Source organism: Herbiconiux sp. (assembly GCF_023264855.1).
GTDB lineage: Bacteria > Actinomycetota > Actinomycetes > Actinomycetales > Microbacteriaceae > Herbiconiux.
Genome location: NZ_JAHFUW010000001.1, coordinates 106220 through 126764 on the forward strand (window position 1 = coordinate 106220; position 20545 = coordinate 126764).

Annotated in this window: 18 protein-coding genes and 1 tRNA gene; 5 read left to right on the forward strand and 14 right to left on the reverse strand. The window is 66.6% G+C overall.

Annotated elements, in window-relative coordinates; all coding sequences use genetic code 11:
• Nucleotides 1-13 precede the first annotated feature (13 nt).
• Nucleotides 14-946 (forward strand): metallophosphoesterase, encoded by a 933-nt coding sequence (locus tag Q0D75_RS00475; protein ID WP_291048071.1) that lies wholly within the window; start codon nt 14-16, stop codon nt 944-946.
• A gap of 92 nt (nt 947-1038) precedes the next feature.
• Nucleotides 1039-1112, forward strand: a tRNA-Pro gene (locus tag Q0D75_RS00480).
• An 84-nt stretch (nt 1113-1196) separates the two neighbouring features.
• Here the strand turns inward: Q0D75_RS00480 and Q0D75_RS00485 are convergent.
• The 7 genes from Q0D75_RS00485 to Q0D75_RS00515 all read right to left on the reverse strand — a co-directional run bounded on the left by Q0D75_RS00485 (nt 1197) and on the right by Q0D75_RS00515 (nt 7267).
• Nucleotides 1197-1532 carry a hypothetical protein gene (locus Q0D75_RS00485; protein ID WP_291048073.1) on the reverse strand — a complete coding sequence of 112 codons (336 nt, stop codon included), beginning with the start codon at nt 1530-1532 and terminating at the stop codon, nt 1197-1199.
• 80 nt (nt 1533-1612) lie between these two features.
• Entirely contained in the window at nt 1613-2224 is a 612-nt protein-coding gene (locus tag Q0D75_RS00490) for a thymidine kinase (RefSeq protein WP_291048076.1), read from the reverse strand.
• A 58-nt stretch (nt 2225-2282) separates the two neighbouring features.
• The gene (locus Q0D75_RS00495) at nt 2283-3392 is read right to left on the reverse strand and encodes an Rv2578c family radical SAM protein (protein ID WP_291048078.1); all 1110 of its coding nucleotides are present in this window, start codon (nt 3390-3392) and stop codon (nt 2283-2285) included.
• 42 nt (nt 3393-3434) lie between these two features.
• On the reverse strand, nt 3435-3821 hold the full coding sequence (locus Q0D75_RS00500; protein WP_291048080.1) for a VOC family protein: 387 nt from the start codon (nt 3819-3821) through the stop codon (nt 3435-3437).
• A gap of 309 nt (nt 3822-4130) precedes the next feature.
• A complete protein-coding gene (locus Q0D75_RS00505; protein WP_291048082.1) occupies nt 4131-5348 on the reverse strand; it encodes a heparan-alpha-glucosaminide N-acetyltransferase domain-containing protein in 1218 nt (405 codons plus the stop codon).
• A gap of 93 nt (nt 5349-5441) precedes the next feature.
• Nucleotides 5442-6395, reverse strand: a complete 954-nt coding sequence (locus tag Q0D75_RS00510; RefSeq protein WP_291048084.1) for a ThiF family adenylyltransferase — start codon at nt 6393-6395, stop codon at nt 5442-5444.
• Nucleotides 6392-7267, reverse strand: a complete 876-nt coding sequence (locus tag Q0D75_RS00515) for a hypothetical protein (protein ID WP_291048087.1) — start codon at nt 7265-7267, stop codon at nt 6392-6394. The genes Q0D75_RS00510 and Q0D75_RS00515 overlap by 4 nt, the downstream gene beginning before the upstream one ends.
• 192 nt (nt 7268-7459) lie before the next feature.
• On the opposite strand from Q0D75_RS00515, the gene Q0D75_RS00520 reads away from it, so the two are divergent.
• The gene (locus tag Q0D75_RS00520) at nt 7460-8341 is read left to right on the forward strand and encodes a TetR/AcrR family transcriptional regulator (protein WP_291048089.1); all 882 of its coding nucleotides are present in this window, start codon (nt 7460-7462) and stop codon (nt 8339-8341) included.
• Between the two features lie 109 nt (nt 8342-8450).
• Nucleotides 8451-8900, forward strand: coding sequence for a VanZ family protein (locus tag Q0D75_RS00525; RefSeq protein ID WP_291048311.1), 450 nt, complete (start codon nt 8451-8453; stop codon nt 8898-8900).
• A gap of 26 nt (nt 8901-8926) precedes the next feature.
• On the opposite strand, the gene Q0D75_RS00530 is transcribed toward Q0D75_RS00525, so the two are convergent.
• From Q0D75_RS00530 to Q0D75_RS00555, 6 genes are all read right to left on the reverse strand, one after another.
• On the reverse strand, nt 8927-10456 hold the full coding sequence (locus tag Q0D75_RS00530) for a lipopolysaccharide biosynthesis protein (RefSeq protein ID WP_291048091.1): 1530 nt from the start codon (nt 10454-10456) through the stop codon (nt 8927-8929).
• Nucleotides 10457-10478: 22 nt separating this feature from the next.
• Nucleotides 10479-11354, reverse strand: coding sequence for a hypothetical protein (locus Q0D75_RS00535; RefSeq protein WP_291048094.1), 876 nt, complete (start codon nt 11352-11354; stop codon nt 10479-10481).
• Nucleotides 11354-12406, reverse strand: coding sequence for a polysaccharide pyruvyl transferase family protein (locus tag Q0D75_RS00540; protein ID WP_291048097.1), 1053 nt, complete (start codon nt 12404-12406; stop codon nt 11354-11356). Before Q0D75_RS00540 ends, Q0D75_RS00535 begins: the two co-directional genes overlap by 1 nt.
• Nucleotides 12407-12621: 215 nt before the next feature.
• The gene (locus Q0D75_RS00545) at nt 12622-14466 is read right to left on the reverse strand and encodes a DUF4012 domain-containing protein (RefSeq protein ID WP_291048100.1); all 1845 of its coding nucleotides are present in this window, start codon (nt 14464-14466) and stop codon (nt 12622-12624) included.
• A 61-nt stretch (nt 14467-14527) separates the two neighbouring features.
• A complete protein-coding gene (locus Q0D75_RS00550) occupies nt 14528-16006 on the reverse strand; it encodes a malate:quinone oxidoreductase (RefSeq protein ID WP_291048103.1) in 1479 nt (492 codons plus the stop codon).
• A 64-nt stretch (nt 16007-16070) separates the two neighbouring features.
• On the reverse strand, nt 16071-17387 hold the full coding sequence (locus tag Q0D75_RS00555) for a UDP-glucose/GDP-mannose dehydrogenase family protein (RefSeq protein ID WP_291048105.1): 1317 nt from the start codon (nt 17385-17387) through the stop codon (nt 16071-16073).
• 153 nt (nt 17388-17540) lie between these two features.
• Between Q0D75_RS00555 and Q0D75_RS00560 the strand changes: the two genes are divergently transcribed.
• Entirely contained in the window at nt 17541-18350 is an 810-nt protein-coding gene (locus tag Q0D75_RS00560) for a polysaccharide pyruvyl transferase family protein (protein ID WP_291048107.1), read from the forward strand.
• A gap of 94 nt (nt 18351-18444) precedes the next feature.
• Here Q0D75_RS00560 and Q0D75_RS00565 read toward each other — a convergent pair whose 3' ends face one another.
• Entirely contained in the window at nt 18445-20355 is a 1911-nt protein-coding gene (locus Q0D75_RS00565; protein ID WP_291048109.1) for a glycosyltransferase, read from the reverse strand.
• Nucleotides 20356-20545 lie beyond the last annotated feature (190 nt).

Here is a 20545-nt window from a genome sequence, read left to right on the forward strand (position 1 = left end):
GAGTGATCCACCGGTGACCCCCGCGACCCGGGCCGCCACGACCGCCGTCTCGGTGGCCGTGGCGGCCGGCGCCGCTGCCTTCGCCTACGGAACCTTCGTGGAGCGCAAGCAGTACACCCTGCGCACCGCCACGATCGACGTGCTCCCCCGCGGAGCCGCCGACATCCGCGTGCTGCATCTCAGCGATCTGCACATGGCACCGTGGCAGCACGACAAACAGCTCTGGGTGCACGATCTCGCCCGCCTCGAGCCGCACCTCGTGGTCGACACCGGCGACAACCTCGGTCATCGCGACGGGATCGACGGCATCCGCGCCGCCCTCACCGCGTTCGACGGCGTGCCCGGCGTGTACGTGAACGGGTCGAACGACTACTTCGGACCCTCGTTCAAGAACCCGATGCGCTACTTCATGGGCCCGTCCAAGCACACCGGCAAGGTCGAACGCCTCGACACGGATGCTCTGGAGGGCTTCTTCGACGGCCTCGGCTGGAAGAACCTCAACAACCGCGCCGCCACCGTCGAGGTGAACGGCACGATCATCGACTTCTTCGGCGTCGACGACCCGCACCGCCACTTCGACCGGCTCGACCGCATTCCCGGCGCGCTGGACGAGTTGCGGGAGGAGGACGACCGGGGGCCCCGGATCACCATCGGCGTGGCGCATGCGCCCTACCAGTACGTGCTGAACTCCTTCGTCACGCACGGTGCCCAGGTGATCTTTGCCGGCCATACGCATGGAGGGCAGGTGTGCATCCCGGGCTACGGCGCCGTGGTGACCAACTGCGACATCCCGCGCGCCCAGGTCAAAGGGCTGAGTCTGTGGCGCCACGGCTTCCATTCGGCGTTCCTGAACGTCTCGGCGGGCCTCGGCACATCGATCTACGCGCCGTTCCGATTCGCCTGCCGCCCCGAGGCCACGCTCCTCACGCTGCGCGCCGTCGGCTGACCGGCGAGGTGCTCCCGGGCGCGGTCGAAGGCGGCGGGAATATCGGCTATCCTTATTGAGGCCTCAGCCGCGCTGGTCGCGGTGAACCACTTCGGGGTGTGGCGCAGCTTGGTAGCGCGCCTCGTTCGGGACGAGGAGGTCGTGGGTTCGAATCCCGCCACCCCGACAGAAGAAGAACCGGCTGGAGAGAGATCTCCAGCCGGTTCTTTCTGTCTGAGCTGTCGCACGGGCGCTCGGTGCGACCCCGGCCTCAGGGCAGGTCGTCCAGATCGAAACGATCGATCTCCCCCGCGGTCACGGCCGCGGCCCGCGGAAGATCAAGCAGTCGCGTGCGGCGCTCCAGCCGGTCGAGCACGCCGTCGTCGACAGGGTCGGCGAACCTCGACACGACGGGCTGGGAGATGAACTGGCTGGCGGGGCCCACCACCAGCTGAACGGAGGTGAGATGCCCGTCGCTCTCGACCACGGGGATTTCGACGGTCTCGGCGCGCTCGTTCTGCCCCAACGCGGCCGCCAAGCTCAGGAGCGCGTCGGCGATCGCGTCGGCGGTCTGGAAGGTCAGACCCGCATAAGAGACACTCTTCATGCCTCCAACCATGCCCCCGGGCACCTCGACCAGCAACCCCCGTGCGGCTCGGTCACAGGCGGCGTCCACCGACGGTCGGCTCAGCTGCGGCCGAGTTCTCCGTGGGACTCCTCGAGGTAGCAGGCGCCGCACAGCGACTCATAGGTGACGTCTTGACCGTCGATGGCGACCTGCGCGCCATCGAAGACGTACCGGCCATCGATCCTCCGAGCGTTGAAGATCGCCTTGCGGCCGCAGCGGCAGATGGTCTTCAGCTCTTCGAGGCTGTGAGCCACCTCCAGCAGACGGATGCTGCCCGGGAACCCGGCGGTGAGGAAGTCGCTCCGGATGCCGTAGGCGAGCACCGGGACGCCGTCGAGGATGGCGATCCGCAGCAGGTCGTCGACCTGGGCCGGCGAGAGGAACTGCGCCTCGTCGACGAGGAGGCAGCTGACGTCGGACGCGGTGCGGGCGCGCACGGCCTCGCGCCGGATGCCGAACTCCTCGCGCACGGAGGTCTCAGGGGCGATCAAGAAGTCGGCGTCGCGCGTGACGCCGAGGCGCGAGACGATCTGCAGTTCGCCCTTGGTGTCGACGGCGGGCTTGGCGATCAGCACCTGCTGGTCGCGCTCCTCGTAGTTGTAGGCGGCCTGCAGCATCGCGGTGCTCTTGCCGCTGTTCATCGCCCCGAACCGGAAATACAGTTTCGCCATCCGAATACCCTATTTGCTCCGCGCCGCAGCGCTGCACCTCGCCCGAACGGGCCGGCTCTCAGAACAGCATCGGCTGCGCATCGCCCGCCGGCCCGAAGCTCGGCCGGGCGGGCATCGGCACCGGAGCCCCCTCGTTCCTCGGGGAGACGGCCGCCGCCCCGGCCCGGAACCCGCGGCTGGGCTCCCCCACTCCCCCGGTGGCCGCGGAGACCTGGCCCTTGTGCAGTCCGTGCTTGCGGATCAGCGGCCGGATGCGCGCCGACAGCCACTGACGGTACTCCTTGGGCGCATAGCTGCCCTCGGCATACAGCCGCCCGTACACCGCCAGCAGCTCCGGATGCTCGCGCGCGAGCCAGCCGAGGAACCAGGTCTTCACACCCGGCCGCAGATGCAACGCCGAGTACACCACGCTCGAGGCTCCGGCCGCCGCCGCGAGCCCGAGCGCGTGATCGAGGTGCTCGGCTGTGTCGGTGAGCAGCGGCAGGATCGGCATCAGGAACACCTGGCACTCCAGCCCCCGTTCCCGCACCGCGCTGACGGTCGCCAGGCGCGCTTTCGTGCTCGGCGTGCCCGGCTCGACCGACTGCTGCAGCTCGTCGTCGTAGACGGCGATCGACATGGCGAGGGTCACCGGCACCTCGGTGGCCGCTTCGGCGATCAGATCGAGGTCGCGCCTCATCAGCGAGCCCTTGGTGAGGATGGAGAACGGCGTGCCCGAGGCCGCCAGCGCGCGGATCACCGAAGGCATCAACGCGTACCGCCCTTCGGCGCGCTGATACGGGTCGGTGTTGGTGCCCAGCGCGACCGGATGCCGCTGCCAGGACGGCTTGGCCAGTTCGCGCTCGAGCACCTCGCCCACGTTCACCTTCACGATGATCTGCTGGTCGAAGTCGGCTCCCTCATCGAGCTCGAGGTAGCGGTGGGTCGGCCGGGCGAAGCAGTACACGCAGGCGTGCGAGCATCCGCGGTACGGATTGATCGTCCACGAGTAGGGCATGGCCGTGCTGCTGCCGGGAACGTGGTTGAGCGCGCTCTTGGCGAGCACTTCGTGGAAGGTCATCCCCGCGAACTCAGGCGTCTGCACGCTGCGCACGAGATTGCTCAGCCGCGCGAGCCCGGGCAACGCGGCATCACTCTCCGAGCCGAGCGCCTGTCCATTCCATCGCATGCCCACATTCGAACATATCTTCGAACGGATTACAAGCGCGGCTCAGGCCTCGTAGAGCTCGAGGGGCAGGTCGTCCGGGTCGAAGAAGAACAGCATCTGCTTGCCGGTGTGCGGGTCGATCCGCAGCTCCTCGCAGCGCACCCCCTTGGCCACCAGTTCGGCCCGGGCATCCGGAACCGAGTCGACCTCGAAGGCCAGGTGGCGCAGGCCCGTCGCCTCGGGCCCGCTCGCCCGCGCCGGCGGCGAGGGGAACGAGAACAGCTCGATCAGGTATTCGCCGTTCAGCGCCAGATCGCCCATCCACGAGTCGCGCTCGGCCCGATACACCTCGCTCACGAGGGTGCAGCCGAGCACGTCGAGGTAGAACGCCTTCGAGCGCTCGTAGTCGCTCGCGATGACGGCGATGTGGTGCACACGATTCAGCTTCACACCGTTGATTCAAGCACGGCCTGCAGGGCTGAGCGCTCGGCCTTTAACTGTTTAGCGGGATGAGAGGACCCGATACTCTCATCCCGCAAGGAGACACCTGCCGGCCTGTCATGATGTGCCGTTACCCTTACGGCCATGATCCAGGCCCGCGTCCGGCGTCCCCGTTGGCCTCACATTACACCGTCCCGGCTGAGGCAGAGGTGGGTTGACGGGAATGTCTCGCCCAGGTTCGGGGTGCGCGACGCAAAACTTCTTCTGCCCGTAACATCCTGGATCCGGTGGCGCAGGGGCGCCGTCGGCGAGCGCGGGTCAGGGTCGCAGGTAGAGGCGCGCGCGGTGTAGCACGCAGGCGAGCAGGATCCAGAACAGCAGCACGGCGGACGACCAGGTGAGCTGCACCTGACCTCCGATCGCGATAGACCGGGCGAGCTCGTCGGCCACCGAGGTCTCGATCACCACCTCGGCCCCATCCGGCCCCGCGCCCGCCGCCACGACCTCGATCGGGCGATGCAGCACGCTCATCAGCACGTGCGAACCGAAGTAGACCAGCAGACTGTTGCGCCCGAGCGCGATCAGCGGGTACGACGCCCCGCGGATGATCCGATCGATGCGGTTCTGCGAGCGGCGATCCAGCAGGAGATGCCCGATCAGCAGGGCCAGTGCCACCGGGGCCACCAGCCGCAGGGCGAACGGCGGCGTCCAGAGCCGCTTCATCACGAGCACCTCGGCCCCGCCGATCCACTCGGGCAGCCACACGCACAGCTGGGCCAGCAGCAGCGCACCGGCCGCGCAGGCGAGCAACGGAAGCACGGCCCGCGTCACCCCGTCGTGATGCCGCGGCGGGAAGGCGGCCTCGAGCCCACCCGTCGGCCCTTCACCGCCCGTCGGCCGCCGGTCGCGCACGGAGACGAGCAGATGCCCCATGGTCGCCCCGGCCGATGCGCTCACGAGCGCACCCCAGGCCGCCATCAGCCCCACCGGGTCGTAGCCCCACTCGGCGTGGTGGTAGATGTGGGCCGCCCCGAACACCGCCGGGTCGACGACACCCGAGGGATTGCAGGTCTCGGTCAGCCCGGCGTCGCCGCATCCGGCTGCCCAGACTGCCAGCACCACGGTGTAGCCGGCCGCCAGCACGACCGTGACGATCAGCCAGCCGAGCCAGGATCGCGTCAGGAGGTGCAGCAGCCCGAGCACCAGCACGACGAGGGCGTAGAGCTGCAGCACGCCGGTGAACGTCCAGACATCCGGATCCCAGACGTTCTGCGTGAGCGCGTTGTAGAGCAGCCCCGCCAGCACGAGCACCAGCACACGGCGCACCAGCGGCCACGGCTTCACCCGCCGGTGCATCGCGAACGCCAGGCCGCATCCCGACAGGGTGACGAACACCGGAAAGATCCAGTCGAGCAGGTGCACCCCGTCCCAGCGGGCGTGGTCGAACCACGGTGGCGTGGTGAGCAGGGAGTTGGCGACGACGCTGGCGATGAGCATCCAGCCCCGAACCCAGTCGAGACTGACGATGCGATTCATTCGTCGATTATTACTCAGCTTTACGAGGCCGCCCCCGTCGCGGCATCCGATGCTCAGGGATTCGTCAGTCGCAGCGCCGACGGCTGCGGATGCTCAGCGCCCGTCGAGCGAGCGGCGCGCGATCTCCTCGTGCGTGTAGGCCCCCTTGGGGTTCCAGCCGAAGCGGTCGCGCGCCGCGGCCACCAGAACGTGCCGCAGGTGCGCCGCTTTGCCGGCCCTCAGGATGCGACCGCGCATCGTGTAGGCGTCGAGGTAGGCGAGCCGCGGAGCCCAGATCGGCCGGCGGCGGCGGTTCACGATGCCGGCCGCGGCGGTGAGGTGCAAGAAGGCCTGCGTGGTGCCGATGGCGCTGGCGAGGTCGACCCCGGGCGAGATGGAGGGCAGCGAGACGCGGGAGCCGTCGGGCGCCTCGGTGGTCATCGCCACGAGGCCGCGCAGGTCGCTGTAGGGAGGGATGTACGGGAGGAAGCGGGAGTAGTCGACCTCCGAGGCCGCGATCTCGTCCAGCGGCGCCGTCTCGGACAGGCCCATGAAGCGCTCGAAGGTGAACCGGCTCCGCGGATGGAAGGCCGTCACCTGAGCGGCGAACCCTACGTTCACCACCAGGATGTCGGGGATGCCCAGGGCGCGGGCGGTGCGGGCGATGGTGGTGCCGATCTCCGGATGCGTGGTCTCGGATTCGTCGAAGACGATGGTGGCGCCGGCCAGGAACTCGCCCACGTTCTCGACCGTCACCCCGTCGCGGTAGACGTGCACCACGGCGGCCGGGTTGATCTCGCGCACCTGCTCGCGGAACACCTCGGCCTTGGACCGCCCGTAGGTGGCCGTGGTGGCGCCGGGAACGCGATTGGCGTTCTGCGGCTCGAAGTCTTCCGGATCGGCGATGCTGAAGCTGGAGACGCCCATCCGGGCGAGCTTCGTGCCCACCTGGAAGCCGACCCCGCCGACTCCGGCGATTGCGACCCGGGAGTCCACCAGCGCCTGCTGCTCGGCCTCGCTCCAGAACCCGTAGTTGCGGGAGAACTCGGGCGAGCCGACGGAGGTCATCCGCCTTCGACCGTGACGGGTTCGGCGCTCTCGGGGTCGGCGGCGGATTCGGCGGCGACCGCGGGCTCGGCCTTGTCGGCCGACTCGGATGCCCCGGCCGCGGCCTCGCGCTGGGCGCGCGAGATGCGCCCGAAGTACTCCAGGGCCCCGTCGGCCGCGATGAGCTGGCCGAGGATGGTGGCGTTGCGCTCGTTGATGCGGGCGGCCGATCCGGCGAGGTCGAACTCGACCGGCAGGTTGTAGTCGAGGTAGTGCTCGATGTAGCGCGGCTCACCGATGCGCGAGATGGCGAGCACGCCGGCCAGGTGACGTTCGAGCCAGGGCTCGATGATGGCGAAGGTGCGCCCCACGTCGTGCGAGGAGAAGTAGGAGGACATCAGGGCGAACAGGTGCCACTGCACGAGCTCCTGCATGGCGACGCGCTCGTGCCGGGCGATCACCCGGGAGACCTCCACGCTGCCCGCATCCAGAGGGTCGTCGGCGAAGAGCTCGGGGCAGAACTCCTCCACCGGCAGCGGCCGGTCTTCGCCGTCGGCGCCCTTGATGATGGTGCGGGCCACGCCCACGATGCGCACGCCCTCCGGGGCGTTCTCGAGCACGGCGAAGGTGACCGATCGCGAGTCGTCGACATCGCGGTCGAGCCCGTCGTCGGAGAGATCGGAGGGGTCGAGCTGGCCCGTCTGCTCCACGTAGACGAGGCGGCGGAACTCGAAGTGCTGACGGTAGGCGTCTTCGAAGCCAGGACGGGCCACGCCGTTGACGCCGATGATGCCGGTCGCCAGGCGCGCTTCTGGGTCTAGCTGGAAGGCCGGCGAATGCGCGATGACCGGGATGACCGCCGCATTGCTGACGGATCGATCAATCCGCGACACCGGGTGTCTCTCGCGTCGGAGTCCGCTCAACAGTCATCATCCGGAGCACTTCGAATCCTCCGTTTTCAAGGGGTGGATGGCCGTCCGGCGAACTCGCGCGAAGCACGCTGCCGTAGTCCCGAGCATAGAAGTGCGTCAAGTGGTTTGCAACTTGGGACATAATGTCTCAAAATGGTGCTGAGAGGGGCAACCATGTCTGAGAACAGCTGGACGAAAACCGCAACCGGCCGCACGCGCACACCCAAAGACGAGGTGCGTTCGAAGCTGCTGGACACGGCCCTCACCCTGGTGCAGACGAACGGCCTCACGGTGGGTTTCGAGCACCTCTTGATGGATGACTTGATCAAAGAGGCGGGCGTGCCGCGCAGTTCGGTCTACCGCATCTGGGAATCGAAGGAGGCCTTCTTCGAGGAACTCCTCGGCGAGGTCGCCAACCAGGTCTCCCCCGGCCGTGCCGACGAAGAGTCCCTGGTGGCCACGTGGGAATACCTCGGCTTCCGTGCCGACGAACTCCGCACCCCCGAGGGCCGCCGCCGCATCCTGGTCGACGTCACCGGCCTCGCCGCCGAGCAGAACTTCGAGTCGGTCACCTCGTCGATGCAGTGGCGCACCTACGTCGCGCTCTCCTCGACGGCCCCCTCCTACCCCGACGCCCGCGTGCGCGACCTCATCATCGAGGCACTGCGCAACTCCGAACTGGCCTTCCTCGACCAGATGGAGGTGTTCTACCGCAACATCATCCCCGCGGTGGGCTACCGCCTGCGCCCCGACCTCAACGACGACTACCGCCCTCTGGCCGTGGCGGCCGCCGCCATCATCGAGGGCCTCGGCATCGCGCGAACCACGATCCCCGACCTCGTCGAGAGCCGCTACCTCGTCGACAACGAGGGCCGCCCCGCCGAGGTCTCCCTCGCCGCGATCTCCTACCACGCCATGATCATGGCGTTCATCGTTCCCGACCCCAACTACGACGCCGACGCCGCCATCGCCCGTCTCTCCGGCGGCATCGACGAGATGCCCCTGGTGCAGCCGCGCAGCCGCGACCTCGACGGGCACGACGGAATCGACGACTGAGCGCCGGCTGGGCGATCCGGCTCCGGGCAGCGGTTAGGGTTTCAGAACCGACCGCCACCTAGGAGGCCTCCTGCACCGCTCTGCGTTCATCCGGCCCATCGCGGCCATCCTGCTCGGCCTCTACTCGTTCGGAGTGGCCTTCGTCGTGCTGTGGCCCTCTCCGGTCGACACGGATTCCCGCGGACTGCTGAACCGGATCCTGCGCGAGCTGCACGAGCGCGGCGTGCCGAGCTTCGTGGACTACTCGTTCGTGGAGTTCGCAGCGAACATCGCGATGTTCGTCCCGCTGGGGTTTCTGCTGGCAGTCGTCCTCGGACCTCGACGCTGGTGGCTCGCGTTCTTCATCACGATCGCGCTCTCGGCCTCCATCGAGCTCTACCAGTTCGTGGCCCTCCCGCACCGCTACGCGACCGTCCGGGACGTCGTGGCCAACAGCGGTGGAGGTGCGCTCGGCGCGCTGCTCGCCGCCCTCGTGATCAGCCTGGCGCGCATCCGGCGGCCGCCGCGGCCTCCGCGCTTCCCGGGCCCGGGCGATCCCACCGCACACATTCGGATCTAGTCACCGCCCGCGCAGCCCCGTACTGCTCAGTTCTGCTCGCTCGGACCAGGTCGGCGGCGGAACCGCCGCGTGACCGACGCCAGCTTACGGCGGACCTTGCGGAGCACCGGCGTCCCGATCGTCCGCAGCACAGCACGGTTCTCGTCTCCCGCGAACATCCAGAGCAGGCCTGCGAAGGCGACCAGACCGAGCACCCCGACGGGGAGGGCGAACACCCAGAACGCGTGATCAGCGCTGGCCCAGGGGGTGAGCTGCAGCAGCGCGATGACGACGACTACCGGGATCATCGCGACTACGCTGCGGAACACCTGTCCGAGATACTTCCACACCGGCAGCCCGATGAGTCGGTGCAGAATTCGGATGCGGACGGGCCACGTGGCGATCCTCGACCAGCGGGAGAACGCCACACCGTAGAGCCCGAAGGGCAGCAGCGCGAACACGAGGGCCACGCCGACGACGTTCTGCAACAGCGCAACCCACAGCGCGGTGTCGGCCCGGCCGATGGCGAGGAAGGCGCTGCGATCGAAGTACATGACGGCGCCGAAGGCCCATCCGCCGGCCAGGATCCATATCAGCGGAATGGTCGCATCCCAGCCCGGGCCGAATGCGAAGGGGACGATCTGGGGCGCGAGAACGGCGACCAGCCCGAACATCGGCACACCGATGGCGCCCGAGGCGAAGGTCATCTGCAGGAAGATGCGGTTGAGTCGGGGGAGGTCGTCCTGCACCTTCGAGAACGTCGTCAGCGTGACGCGCGACATCACCGTGGTCACCAGTTCGATCAGGATCGTGCCGATCCGCTGCGCCAGGTAGTAGTAGCCCAGGTCAGAGGCGCTGAAGAAGGCACCGATGAGCAGCTTGTCGATGTTCTGTTGCAGGGCATCGAGCAAGCCGATGCCCATGATGCGGACGCCCATGGCCCACATCGACTTGAGCGAGGCGATGGAGTACTCGAATTTCGGGCGCCAGGAGGTCGCCGTCCAGAGCACGATGACAGAGGCCGCATTGGTCACCAGCACCTGCGCGACCAATGCCCAGACACCGCCGCCGCTGAAGGCGATCACGACGGCGACCGCTGCACCGCAGGTGGCCCCGATCACCTGGCGGATGGCCAGGGGGCGGAAGCCGAAGGAGCGCTCCAGGAGCGCTGACGGAACCTGCGAGAGGGAGGAAATCGGGAGCCCCAGCCCCAGGATCTGCAGAACCCCGGGCAGGCTGGGTTCGTCGAAGAGCGCGCCGAGCAAGGGGGCTGAGAAGAACAGCGCCGCATAGAGCACGAGGCTGATCGCGACCGACGTCCAGAACGCCGTCGAGGTGTCTTTCGCGCCGAGTTCCTTCTTCTGCACGAGCACCGTCACGAACCCGGACTCGACGAACACCTGGAGCAGTGCGATGACGACGGTCGCCAGCGACACCAGGCCGAAGTCCTCTGGTGACAACAGCCGCGTCAGGACGGCGATGACGACGAGGGAGAGAACCCGCGAGGTCCACCGCTCGAGGATGATCCACCCGATCGAACGTGTGGCTTTGCCCCGCAGATCGTCGCTGTCGCTCATAGCTGTGATCTCTTCTGCAGCATCAGGCCTGCCTGGAGACGAGCCTGCGCACCTTGCGAACCGAGCGACGCGCGAGATCGCCAGCCGACTCGGCCACCGCGACGGGCCCGAACGCCGACCAGAGGGTCGACACGCGCCCCCGCGACGAGGCGATACCGAATTCGACCGTCATCATCGGGTCGAGCGGATGGGCGACGCCGGCCAGCGACTTCCCCGAGTGGTTCTCCCCGGTGTCGACGTGGTAGACGGCCGCCCGATAGGGGAACGTCTCCAGCTCACGACCCCGTTCTTGGTGCCACTTCACGGCGTCGCGGTGAGCGCCCATGATGGTCGACAGTCGGTCGCCGAAGCCTTCGGCGACCTCGTGCTGCGATGCCGAGACGGTCAGCTCGACGGGCACCTCGTATGCTCCGAAGGGGATGATGAAGGAGGTGCCGCAGGTGCGGTTGAAGCCGTCCTGTCGCACGTACGAGTTGCGCGAGCGCGAGTACATCCAGCCCTCACGGATCACCCAGCCAGAGTGGTGAGGGCGCTCATGAACGAACCCGGCGAGGTCGCGATGCACGAAGTCGTCGGCGTCGAATATCATGACGTGCGTCGGCGAGTACTTCTGGGCCTCGATGAGCCCGATCCCGAGCTTGGTGCCCTTGTCCCAGACGAACGGTTCGCGCGCCGTCTTCGCCCCCGTCGGAGGCGCGGGCGGCGGGAACTCGACCGGCACGAAGTGGGTCCGCTCCGGTAGCTCGAACCGTGGTCGCTGGTTGCCGACGATGATGATGACGTACTCGTCGGACGTCTGCTGGGCGACGGAGTGGAGGGTCTCGCGCAGGAGCATCTCGACGCGACCGTAGTCGACCGAGTTCTGCGGGTGCCGGAGCGTCGTGATGAAGGCCAGCATCAGCGTGCCGTCAGCTCTTCGACGAACCCGCGGGCCATGTCGGTGTCGGTAGCGTAGCGCGCCGTCGAGAACTTTCCGGTGTACTCGTCGAACACGGCACCGATCTTGCGGTAGTTGTTGTCGAGGGCGACGTGGTCGATCCCGAGCAGGAGGGCCAGAACGTGCGCATGCAGGCGGTCGACGACGATCACCCCTGCCGTCGAATACAGTCTGAGCGCGCCCACGACGTTGATGTCGTTCAGCGTGGCGATGAGGCGCTGATCAACCCGCTGCGGCAGGGCAGGGACGAACTTCAGGCGTCGCCGCACGCGTACGAGCCGTTGCTGCAGGCGCATCGCCGAGCGCGCGAGACGGAATTTGACGGCCAGCCAGCCCTCGCTGTGCCAGTCCGTGCTGGTGCACGTCACTCCGGGCACCCAGCCGTCTTTCACGGCACTGAGCCCGGACACCGCCTCCCGGTCCTGGCGGGCGATGATGAGGACGGAGTCGCGCGGGCCGGGGCTCCGCTGCACCGGCGGCTCGTAGCCCAGGGCCATGTCGTAGCAGAATGTCGTGTCGATGCTCGGGAGCAGCTCTTTCGCCCGCTCGATCGAGAGGGGGTCGCGGAGCAGCAGCCGGAAGTCGGAATGCGCCCCGATGATGGCGTCGGCTTTCTCGGCACGCTCGGGGGACCCGAAGAAGATCGACTGCGGGAGCTGGACGATCCGGTAATCGGTCAGGCTTGCGACGACGTCTTCGCGGTGATTCTGGTGGCCGAGCCACAGATCGCCGAAGTTCCCTCCGCCGTGCAGGAGCACCACGCCTTCGGGCATCACCTTCCGCAGCTTGGCCGCGTCGAAGGTGCGGATGTCGGAGACGTAGCGCAGTCGAAGGCCCATCCGACGGAGATAGGCGATCTCACCCGCCCAGATCAGCGAGTCGCCCACGTTGGTCTGATTCGGCGCGTCGAGGATCGCGACGTCGAGGGAGTCGCCGATCGCCGCCCGCAGGATGGACTCGGTGGAGTCGCGGATCATGGCGAGGTATTCGAGGTCCACGTTGGTGAGCGGCACGCTACCCACTTTCTCAATTGCGCATCATGAAGTTGCGCAACACAGCCGGCTGAAGCCCATTGATGTGTTGCCCGAGTCGCTCCCGCGCGCCCGCGGAACCTTGACGCGAATCCAGTCGACTTATGATCGGCGGTCGCCTGACCATACTACTGACAACAGCCCCGTCTCTTTCGCGCATCGGTGGGGGACGCGTCCGGGCGCGAAGACGATTCGGATCAGCAGGTGAACTGCAACTCCGTCACCTCTGGCTGAACGAGTAGGGGTCCGACGAGCGACTCGATGCTCTTCTTTTCCAACCCGCTGATATCGATGTCGATCGTCGCCGTCTGCGTCTCACCCGGCGCTGCTTGAATGACGCCTCGGGCCACCGGGTACTCCTTGTCGGCTCCCACGAAGGAATCGGCCTGACTGGTGCTTCCGTCGATGCTGAGGATCTTCGACCCGACCGGCGCATAGACATAGGTGAAGATCCGCAGATCTCCCACCGGCACGTTGAAGTTGTTGCCGCTGTTTCCCGTGACGTAGATCGAAAGTCCGTCGACGGCGCCAGGATCCAGCGAATTGTTCGCAGTGACCTGCACGCGCAACCTGGTGCTGCCGTCAGCACACGTCTGCTGCCCCACAGCCATTGCGGTGCGCAGGTAGTAATCCATCTTCGACCCCTGATAGTCGCTCAGGTAGATACCCACCTGGTGCGACGCGTCTGTCTCTTGAGGCATGCGCCCACCGAAGCCTCCGTCGGCAATGAGCTGCGCGACGGTCGGATCCGTGCTCGACGCAATGACACGGCGTTCCGACGCTCCCTTGGTCATGGCGGTCACGAAGGTCGGAATGTCGAGGTTTCCGCTCATGACGGCCGAAAAGGTCTTCGCCGCCACTCCTGAGAAGAAGGCGTCCTGCAGGTCAGGCGCATCGGAGTTGGCCTTGCCTGAGTACTGCTGGTACACGCCGTTCAGAAGCAGATCAACCGCATTGTCATGGTTGATCTCTGTTCCATCGTCCAGAGTGATCGGACCAGTCGCACTGAGGATGTAGGTGAGAGCAGTGGGGTCGATGAATACGACCGTGTCGGAGGTGACGCCCCGGGTGTTCTGCCACATCGATCGAGTGAGGTCCGCGGCGACCTCCACACGCGGAGTCAGAGTGTTGTTCTGGCTCTGCAGGCCGAACGGCACCAGGAAGAGCGAACGCGCCTCCCTACCCACGTGGGAGTTCGCGAACTCCTCCGACTCGAACGGGAAGTCACGGCCTGATGCCTCCTGCGCGATGCTCACTCGGCCTTGATCCGCAGTCAGGAGCACCTGTGCCCCGGCGATTCCGCCGAGCGGGCGCACCTCAGCCGAATTCTGGAAAACCAGAAGGTAGTTTCGCGGGCCGTCTGCGCCCAGCAGAGCGGGCAACACAGGCGCCACGGATTTCGCGGTCGCGATGGCGGGTTCGACTTCGCCGACCAGATCGTTGATCTGTGTGACTGCACTCTTCACGGGTCCGATGAGCGAATCGGTCTTGAGCGCCGAAATGGAGTCCTTCGCTCCCGTGAGGGCCGTTCCGGCAGACTCGATCACGGGCAGGACGGTTTGGATAGCCGCAAGGTTGACCGCGCCGTCGACGGGCTTGAAGATCGCCGGCGAGAGGTTGTCTCCGAGCGCCACCGCCGGCACGATCGCGTCGTCGACCACGTTCGAGACGCTGTTCGTGATGGTGCGCACGGCGATCAGGTTCTCCCCGATCCCGGGGATCTGCTCCGCCAGCCACCAGGCGGGGCCGGTGGTCGCCTCGTTGGCCTTGTCGGCATGTTTCTTGAGTTCGTCGACATCGGACTGCGCCGACGCGGCTTGACCGTTCAGAACCTTGTCCTTGACCGTCGACATCAGCGGCTTGGCATCGGCAAGCTCACTGTTCACCGTGATGGCGCTCGTGACCACCGAGACCGCGCCTGCGCCGGCGGCCACCAGCAGCAGGAAGATTCCTCCGACGATCCAGGGCCAGCGTCGCCGACGTCGTCGGCGTGCCGGTTTCTCAGCGCGGCGGGATCGGCGGGTGTAGGTCTCGTCGGTCACCCGGTTATCCTATGGGCTCGCATGCAAGCCCGGCTGAGTGAACGGCGAGTGTCCTCGTGCGTCAGGAACGCGTGAGCTCCAGCACCCGGGCGGTCGATTCCAGGGACTTCTCCGCAGCCTTCCTGGTGTCGTTGAGCTTGGTGCCGAACGACGGGATCATGGCGGCGAGCTTCTTCTCCCAGACCGGATACTGCTCCGGGAAGCACCGCGCCACCAGGTCGATCATGATCGGGACGGCGGTCGAAGCCCCGGGAGACGCGCCGAGCAGACCGGCGATCGAACCGTCGGCGGAGGTGATGACCTCGGTGCCGAACTGCAGCACTCCGCCCTTCTTCGCGTCCTTTTTCATCACCTGCACACGCTGACCGGCCGTGATGAGATACCAGTCCTCGGCTTTGGCCGTCGGCATGAATTCCCGCAGCGCCGCGAGCTTCTTCTTCTTGCTCGCGAGCAGCTCGCCGATGAGGTACTTCATGAGGTCGCCGTTGTCGCGGGCCACGGCGAGCATGGGACCGAGGTTGTGCAGCCGGATCGACCGCGGGAGATCCAGCCACGAACCGCGCTTGAGGAACTTCGGGCTGAAGCCCGCATAGGGCCCGAACAGCAGGGACGACTGGCCATCCACGACCCGGGTGTCCAGGTGCGGCACCGACATCGGCGGGGCGCCGACGGCTGCCTTGCCGTAGACCTTGGCGTTGTGCTGCGCGACGACCGCGGGGTTGTCGGTGCGGAAGAACTGCCCGCTGATCGGGAAGCCGCCGAATCCCTTGATCTCGGGGATGCCCGACTTCTGGAGCAGCGGAAGAGCGTGCCCGCCCGCCCCGACGAACACGAACTTCGCGTTGACGCTGAGCGGGGTGTTGCCCACCCGCTCCCGCACCGAGATGGTCCAGGTGCCGTCCTTCTGCTTCTTGAGCTTCTTCACCTCGGTCTCGAGGCGGATGTCGGCACCCGTGCTGCGCAGGTAGTCGAACAGATTGCTGGTCAGCGATCCGAAGTCCACGTCGGTGCCCGATTCGAACCGGGTCGCGGCGATCGTCTCGCCCTTCACCCGCTCACGCACCAGCAACGGCGCCCAGGTGTAGATGACACGAGGGTCGTCACTGAACTCGATCCCCGCGAACAGCGGCTCCTCGCGCAGCAGCTCGTAGCGCCGGCGGAGGTAGTCCACGTTCGCCTCGCCCCGCACGAAGGTCATGTGAGGCGTGGGATTGATGAAGTTCTCGGGATCCGGAAGCACGCCGTCGGTCACCAGCGACGCCCAGAACTGCCGGCTCACCTGGAACTGCTCGTTGATGTTGATGGCTTTCGAGGCCTCGAGACTGCCGTCGGGCGCCTCAGGCATGTAGTTCAACTCGGCGAGCGCCGCATGGCCGGTACCCGCGTTGTTCCACGGGTTGGAGCTCTCCTGCGCCACCTCGCTCAGCTTTTCGAACACGAGGATGGACCAGTCCGGTTGCAGCCGGCGGATCATGGTTCCGAGGGTGGCACTCATGATGCCACCACCGATCAGGACGACATCCACGTTCTTTGTGCTCACACCACGATCCTACGCGCTTGTATACACGCTGCCGAACGCGATGAGCAGCAAGATCCGCCGATCTTTACGGGCGGCCCATCGCGCGGTAGTTCCAGCCCGCTTCGCGCCAGGTGGCGGAGTCGAGCACGTTGCGGCCGTCGACGATCGTCTTGCCCGCGACCAGGCCATCGATGTCGGCCGGGAGGATCCCGCGGTACTGCTTCCACTCGGTCAGCAGCAGCACGATGTCCGCGCCCTGCACCGCCTCGGCGATGGACTCCACGAAGTGGAGCTGCGGATGCTTGGCCTGCGCATTGCCGATGGCTTCCGGGTCGGTCGCGGTCACGAGCGCTCCCAGACCGTTCAGCTGCACGGCGATGTCCAGGGCGGGCGAGTCACGGATGTCGTCCGAGTCGGGCTTGAAGGCCAGGCCGAGAACGGCGACGCGCTTGTTGTAGGCCTGCCCGCCGAGCAGGTCGACGGTGAGGTCGACGACGTGCTGACGGCGCCGCAGGTTGATCGAGTCGACCTCCTTGAGGAAGGCCAGCGACTCGCCGCGCCCGAGCTCCTCCGCGCGGGCGCCGAAGGCCCGGATGTCCTTCGGCAGGCAGCCGCCCCCGAAGCCGATGCCGGCGTTGAGGAAGCGGCGTCCGATCCGGGCGTCGAAGCCGATGGCATCCGCGAGCTCGGTGACGTTCGCACCCGTGACGTCCGCGATCTCGGCGATCGCGTTGATGAACGAGATCTTGGTCGCGAGGAAGGCGTTGGCCGAGACCTTCACCAGCTCGGCGGTCGCGTAGTCGGTGACGACGAGCGGGGTGTCCTCGCTGAGGGCCTTCGCGTACACCTCGTCGAGCACGGCCTGCGAGGCCGCGGCGATCGCCGGGTCGGAGGAGACGCCGTAGACCAGACGGTCGGGCGAGATGGTGTCTTTCACCGCGAAGCCCTCCCGGAGGAACTCCGGGTTCCAGGCCAGATCCGCCCCGGGAACGGCCGACTTGACCTTCTCGGCCAGGCGCGCAGCCGTGCCGACCGGCACGGTCGACTTGCCCACCACGAGATCGCCGTCTTTCAGGTACGGCAGCAGGCCGTCGACCGCCGCATCGACGTAGGTCATGTCCGCGCTGTACGAGCCCGGCTTCTGCGGTGTGCCGACGGCGATGAAATGCACGGTCGCGTCGGCTGCTGCAGCAGGATCGGTCGAGAAGGTGAGCCGTCCCGATGCACTCGCCGAGGTGAGGATCTCGGGCAGGCCGGGCTCGAAGAACGGCGCCTTGCCCGCGGCGAGGGCATCGATCTTGCGCTGGTCGACATCGATGCCGACCACCTCGTGACCCAACTCTGCCATCGCGGCAGCGTGCACCGCTCCGAGATAGCCGCAGCCGATGACGGAAACCTTCATAGTTCGCCCCAAGGTGTCTAAGTGTGCGATCACGTCGTCGTGCTGACGACTCCATTTCTATCAGAGTCGCGGTTGAGCCCGGGAAAGGAGGCACCCAAGCTCCCTTAGTCTGGGATCGTCCGAAACAGCCACGATCGCGAACGAGGAGCAGCCATGGCCAAGGTGGAGCTCGTGCATTGGAACCCGTCTAGGCCGATCATTCCTGGTCGATTCGGACGATTCCTGCCACGCAAGCCGGTCGATAACTTCGGCGACCTTCTCGGCCCGGCCATCGTGGAACGCATCCTGCATGTGCGCGGAATCTCCTCGGAGTCGGCTCCTGACAGACGCCGACTGCTCTCGGTCGGATCCATTCTGCATTTCGCCGAGGACGGCGACACGGTCTGGGGAACCGGCGTCAACGGAAAGAAGCTCCACGGCGACCCGCCGTTCCGATCGCTCGACGTGCGAGCAGTTCGCGGCCCGCTCACCCGGTCCTACCTCCAGGGTCTCGGAATTCCAGCACCTGAGGTCTACGGCGACCCCGGCCTCCTGGTAGGTCACCTCTGGACGCGTGAGGAACTTGCGGTCGGATACGAGGATCACGACCATATCGTGCTCCCGAACTTTCATGACTTCCCCGCAGCGAAGCGATCTCCCGCGCTCGTGAATCCTCGAGACCCGTTGTGGTCGGTGATCGGCCGGATCGCGTCGAGCAAGTTCGTCGTCGGATCTTCACTGCACGCGATGATCGTGGCCGAGAGCCTGGGCATCCCGGCACGACTCGTGATTTCGAAGACGGAGCCGATATTCAAGTTCGACGACTATTACCAAGGGACTGGGCGTGAAGGTGCCGAGCCCGCACACACGGTCGAAGAGGCTTTGCGGATGGGCGGCCAAGAGGCTCCTCGCTGGCTGCCCGGACCCCTGCTCGACAGCTTTCCCGCCGACCTATGGGCCGCCCCCGCGACCTCGGCCAGGTGAACGCCGCCCACGGATGAGCGACTTCACAGGAGCCGCGACATCGTGCGCCCCTTGGTGACCAGCGCCTGAATGCAGCGGACGGTGTCGGGACCCGCTATTTGCGGCGACGCGATGATGCCGCTCGATAGACATCTGCGTAGCGACGACCGAGCGTCTCCCACGATCGGCGGGTGAGATCCGGAGCGCTGGTGGGTTCGGGGAGATCTGCCACTGCGCGCTCCAGAGACTCGGCCGACCAGTCGTCCACGAGACGCACCCAGCTCTCTCCCACCTCGAGCGCCAGCTCCTGCATCGTCGGAGACGCCGTGACGATGATCGGACGGTTCGCGGTGAGTGCCAGAAGGGCTGCTCCCGAGTTGTACACCTGCCGATACGGCAGCACCACCGCCATCGACGCCTGGATCTCCTTGAGGAGCTCCCTGTCGCCGAGACGCCCGGCGGCGACCTCGATCCGCTCGTCGTCTTCGCTGAGCAGCTGCAACTCGGTGGCATACGACCGGGGCAGCGGACTCCCGGCGATCTTCAGCGTCAACCCACTGCTCGGCGCCGACTGCTTCAGTGCCGTGATCAACTGTTCGAATCCCTTGTAAGGGCGAAGGTACCCGAAGGCGAGAAGTCGACCAGGCACAGTCTCCACATGGTCCACGGCCAAGCGCTCCAGGAAGGGGCGGTAGTCGCCGTGGACGATCGTGACGGCTCGCCTCTCGCGATCATCCTCGGCTGCTGCCTCACGGCCGGCGTCAGAGAGGTAGACGCTCACTGCGCAGGACCGCTCCCACGCGCTCAGCACGAACCGGTTCAGGCGGGTTCCCGCTTCGTGCGGCCGCAGATTGTGGACGGTCCTCACATGGCGAGCCATCAATCGATTCCTCGCGATAAGGGCCAGAAATGCGAGTTCCTTGGCAACCCCGCGAAGCCGTGAGCCTCCCTTGAGGATGTGCTCGGGCCAGTGGATGTGCAGCACATCGTAGGAACCGAGCAAAGCCGTCTTCCACCGGAATTCCTCGACGATGATGTCCGAGGGAAGACTCTCCACCAGCAGAGAGACGAAGGGGTTGTCGTCGTCCATCGATGAGCCCGGCGACATCACCACACGCGTGGCGTGTGGCGGCGAAGCAGCGGGTGTCGAGGAGCTTCGACCACGTGAGCCGCGCAATCCGGCCTTGGCCGTTGCGGCCACGGCGTAGACCAGAGCGCTCGGGCTCGGCCGACCATAGCGCAGTGCGGTGGCGATCACTCTGACCATCGATCCCACCGATCCGTTGCGCCGGGCGAAGCCGAGCGACTGGGTCAGTATGAAGTCGCCGAGCGTCCGACGGTCGCTGCCAAGTCTTCGCCGAGCCCACGCGATGGACCCTGCTGGGTCGATCTTCTTCGATACCGAGCCTTCGGTCGAGTGATAGGTCACCAGAGCATCCCACACCTGCAGCACCCGCACCTCGGGGTGTGCGGCCACGACGTCGACCAGCCAGCTGATGTCCTGATGGAATTTCAGGCTGCGGTCGAATTGGACCTCAGCCGCGAGCGAGCGAGGAAACAGCAGTGTGGAGGCCTGGATGAAGCCGTGCCCGGCTCTCGGCGATGCCTTGTGGAACATGTAATGCAGGAGGTTCTCATCTGCGCCGACCGGCCGGGCCGGCTGAACGAGCACCTCGGTTGCGGACCGGCGCATCAGTACCCGAGAAGTTGCGATCCATACGTCAGGTGCATTTTCACCGACGAGATCCAGCTGTGCCCGAATCTTGTCCGGGAGCCACTCGTCGTCGTCATCGAGAAGCCCGATCACGTCACCGACCGCGGCATCGATCCCGGCCTGCCTGGCAGTATTGCCGCCCGCGAAGGGCCCGGTCCGCAGGACACGGATTCTTCGGTCGTCGGGAAGAGCGAACTCGTCGATGGTGTCGGCCACGACCAAGATCTCCAAAACCGGCTCCGTCTGCGCCAACACAGACTCCACGGCACGGAATACATGATCACGACCGATCGTCGGTATGACGACGGACACGCTCGGTCTGCTCACCAGGCTCCTCAGAACGGGATCGTACGATCGGGAAACACCACGACACCGGGGCAGCCGGACGCATCCAGCGCTTCCAGTGTACTGAGCAGACTCCCGGAATCTTGTGGGCCGTGGTGTAATGGTCGAGCCGGAGACCATTTGGGTGTGGTCTCATTGCTCTGGGTGCTTCAACGGC

What these genes read in the sequence shown, in the direction of transcription:
- Q0D75_RS00505 (WP_291048082.1), bottom strand. Translation starts at nt 5,348, where the DNA reads ATGAATCGCATCGTCAGTCTCGACTGGGTTCGGGGCTGGATGCTCATC.
- Q0D75_RS00555 (WP_291048105.1), bottom strand. Translation starts at nt 17,387, where the DNA reads ATGAAGGTTTCCGTCATCGGCTGCGGCTATCTCGGAGCGGTGCACGCT.
- Q0D75_RS00520 (WP_291048089.1), top strand. Translation starts at nt 7,460, where the DNA reads ATGTCTGAGAACAGCTGGACGAAAACCGCAACCGGCCGCACGCGCACA.
- Q0D75_RS00495 (WP_291048078.1), bottom strand. Translation starts at nt 3,392, where the DNA reads ATGCGATGGAATGGACAGGCGCTCGGCTCGGAGAGTGATGCCGCGTTG.
- Q0D75_RS00535 (WP_291048094.1), bottom strand. Translation starts at nt 11,354, where the DNA reads ATGCTGGCCTTCATCACGACGCTCCGGCACCCGCAGAACTCGGTCGAC.
- Q0D75_RS00485 (WP_291048073.1), bottom strand. Translation starts at nt 1,532, where the DNA reads ATGAAGAGTGTCTCTTATGCGGGTCTGACCTTCCAGACCGCCGACGCG.
- Q0D75_RS00560 (WP_291048107.1), top strand. Translation starts at nt 17,541, where the DNA reads ATGGCCAAGGTGGAGCTCGTGCATTGGAACCCGTCTAGGCCGATCATT.
- Q0D75_RS00510 (WP_291048084.1), bottom strand. Translation starts at nt 6,395, where the DNA reads ATGACCTCCGTCGGCTCGCCCGAGTTCTCCCGCAACTACGGGTTCTGG.
- Q0D75_RS00490 (WP_291048076.1), bottom strand. Translation starts at nt 2,224, where the DNA reads ATGGCGAAACTGTATTTCCGGTTCGGGGCGATGAACAGCGGCAAGAGC.
- Q0D75_RS00530 (WP_291048091.1), bottom strand. Translation starts at nt 10,456, where the DNA reads ATGAGCGACAGCGACGATCTGCGGGGCAAAGCCACACGTTCGATCGGG.